Origin of the sequence: Anaerococcus senegalensis JC48 (assembly GCF_000321005.1) — a bacterium.
GTDB classification, from domain to species: domain Bacteria; phylum Bacillota; class Clostridia; order Tissierellales; family Peptoniphilaceae; genus Anaerococcus; species Anaerococcus senegalensis.
This window is the reverse complement of sequence record NZ_HE578910.1, coordinates 1-3122: the sequence shown is the minus strand read 5'-3', so window position 1 is coordinate 3122 and position 3122 is coordinate 1. Positions and strand designations below refer to the sequence as shown.

General features: G+C 44.9%; 1 rRNA gene. It reads left to right on the top strand.

What is annotated here, in order from left to right:
* Positions 1–38: 38 nt before the first annotated feature.
* Positions 39–3105 (top strand): 23S ribosomal RNA (locus tag ASHG_RS08695).
* The last annotated feature ends 17 nt before the right edge of the window (positions 3106–3122 follow it).

The following is a 3122-nucleotide window of genomic DNA, read 5'->3' as shown; positions in this document are numbered from 1 at the left end:
ATTGTACCTAATAAAATTAAATAGCTATAAATATTTCCAGTCAAGAAAGAAAGGGCACAAGGTGGATGCCTTGGCACATGAAGGCGAAAAAGGACGTAAGTGAACGAAAACTAGGGTAAGCTCACAAAAAGCACTGACCCCTAGGTCTCCGAATGGGGCAACCCGGTTGTGGAAGACACAATCATTACTAAGTGAATACATAGCTTAGTAAGGCTAAACCCTGCGAACTGAAACATCTAAGTAGCAGGAGGAAAAGAAAGAAACATCGATTTTCTAAGTAGCGGCGAGCGAAAGGAAAAGAGCCTAACTCATAAGCGATTTTTTAAAGTTAGTCAAATTATCTGAAAAGATAAACCAAAGAAAGTGAAAGTCTTGTAGACGAAAGCTTTAAGAAACGAGAGGGAAAGTATCACCGGGCACGAGTAACCCGGTGTGAAGATAGGGGGCCCATCCCCTAAGGCTAAATACTAACATGTGACCGATAGTGAACAAGTACCGTGAGGGAAAGGTGAAAAGAACCCCGAAAGGGGAGTGAAATAGAACCTGAAACCTAGTGCCTACAAGCAGACAGAGCGTGAGCGAACGTGATGTCGTACCTTTTGTAGAATGGGCCAGCGAGTTATTCTATATTGCAAGGTTAATGATTTAAGATCAGAAGCCGTAGCGAAAGCGAGTCTTAATAGGGCGAAAGTAAGATGGAATAGACCCGAAACCGGGTGATCTATCCATGGTCAGAGTGAAGTTGAAGTAAAATTCAATGGAGGCTCGAACCGGGTGCGGTTTAAAACGCATCGGATGAACTGTGGATAGGGGCGAAAAACCAAACGAACCCGGAGATAGCTGGTTCTCCTCGAAATAGCTTTAGGGCTAGCCTCTGACCTAAGATTTTAGGGGGTAGAGCACTGAATGGTCTAGGGCGGATTACCGTACCAAAACCTATCAAACTCCGAATACCAAAAAATCAAGTCAGGGAGTCAGACTTAGGGGGATAAGCTTCTAAGTCGAAAGGGAAACAGCCCAGACCGACAGCTAAGGTCCCAAAATTTGAATTAAGTGGAAAAGGATGTGAATCTACTAAGACAACCAGGACGTTGGCTTAGAAGCAGCCATGCATTTAAAGAATGCGTAATAGCTCACTGGTCAAGTGGGTTTGCGCCGAAAATGAACGGGGCTAAATTCAATACCGAAGCTTCGGATTAATAGAGGAATTAAGTTTACAAATGAGACTAGGAAATATTTAACAAAAACAATAACAGAAGAGATTAAGAAAATACAAATTTCAGACGCAGACATAAAGATAGGATATTAAAGAAAATATTCAAAAAACACAAGTCTAAAGTCAAAGTAGGTATCATAAGAAATTATGAACTAACAATCACTGGTTAGAGTTAAAAAAACTAGGACTCATAGCTAAACTTAATACCTCTATTAGTGGTAGAGGAGCATTGTATTAGAGACGAAGCCAAGGCGAAAGCAAAAGTGGATTTAATACAAGAGAGAATGCTGGCATGAGTAGCGAGAAGGGATGTGAGAATCATCCCCGTCGAAACCCTAAGGTCTCCTGAGCAAGGCTCGTCCCCTCAGGGAAAGTCGGGACCTAAGCCAAGGCCGAAAGGCGTAGGCGATGGATAACAGGTTTATATTCCTGTACCGCTTGAAGTCGATATGAGAGAAGTGATGACGCAAAAGGATAATCAAAGCCATCTGATGGATGATGGTCTAAAGTCGTAGGAAGAAAGGTAGGCAAATCCGCCTTTCACAAATTCTGAAAACCGATAGGTATCGAAAACATAAGTAGAGAAGTTGATGACTCCATGTTGCCAAGAAAAGTCACTATCCAGACCAAAGCGCCCGTACCAAAACCGACACAGGTAGGGAGGTAGAGAATACCAAGACGCGCGGAAGAACCTTTGTTAAGGAACTCGGCAAAATGTCCCCGTAACTTCGGGAGAAGGGGAGCCTGAGAAATCAGGCCACAGAAACCAGGCCCAAGCGACTGTTTACCAAAAACACAAGTTTCTGCAAAATCGCAAGATGAAGTATAGGAGCTGACACCTGCCCGGTGCTGGAAGGTTAAGGGGAAGGCTTAGAGCAATCGAAGGCTAGAACTTAAGCCCCAGTAAACGGCGGCCGTAACTATAACGGTCCTAAGGTAGCGAAATTCCTTGTCGGGTAAGTTCCGACCCGCACGAAAGGTGTAACGATTTGGGCACTGTCTCAACAAAGGATCCGGTGAAATTGTAGTAGTCGTGAAGATGCGACTTACCCACGCTAGGACGGAAAGACCCCGTGGAGCTTTACTGTAGGCTGATATTGGATTTTGAGATTAAATGTACAGGATAGTTGGGAGACTAGGAAATCTGGATGCCAATCTAGATGGAGTCACTGGTGGGATACCAACCTTTTAATATCAAAGTTCTAACCATAGCCCTTGAATCAGGGCATGGGACATTGTCAGTTGGGCAGTTTGACTGGGGCGGTCGCCTCCTAAAAAGTAACGGAGGCGTTCAAAGGTTCGCTCAGAATGGACGGAAACCATTCGAAGAGTATAAAGGCATAAGCGAGCTTAACTGCGAGAGCTACAACTCAAGCAGAGTCGAAAGACGGACTTAGTGATCCGGTGGTACCGCATGGAAGGGCCATCGCTCAACGGATAAAAGCTACCCCGGGGATAACAGGCTTATCTCCCCCAAGAGTCCACATCGACGGGGAGGTTTGGCACCTCGATGTCGGCTCGTCTCATCCTGGGGCTGGAGTAGGTCCCAAGGGTTGGGCTGTTCGCCCATTAAAGAGGCACGCGAGCTGGGTTCAGAACGTCGTGAGACAGTTCGGTCCCTATCCAGCGTGGGCGTAAGAAATTTGAGAGGAGCTGTCCTTAGTACGAGAGGACCGGGATGGACGCACCAATGGTGTACGAGTTGTTAGGCCACTAGCATGGCTCGGTAGCTAAGTGCGGAATTGATAAGTACTGAAAGCATCTAAGTACGAAGCAACCCTCAAGATAAGATTTCTTAGAGTAGGTAAAGAAAATACCTTTGATAGGTCCAAGGTGTAAGTGCAGTAATGTATTAAGCTAATGGATACTAAACTTTATATCTTGACTGGAAATATTTATAGCTATT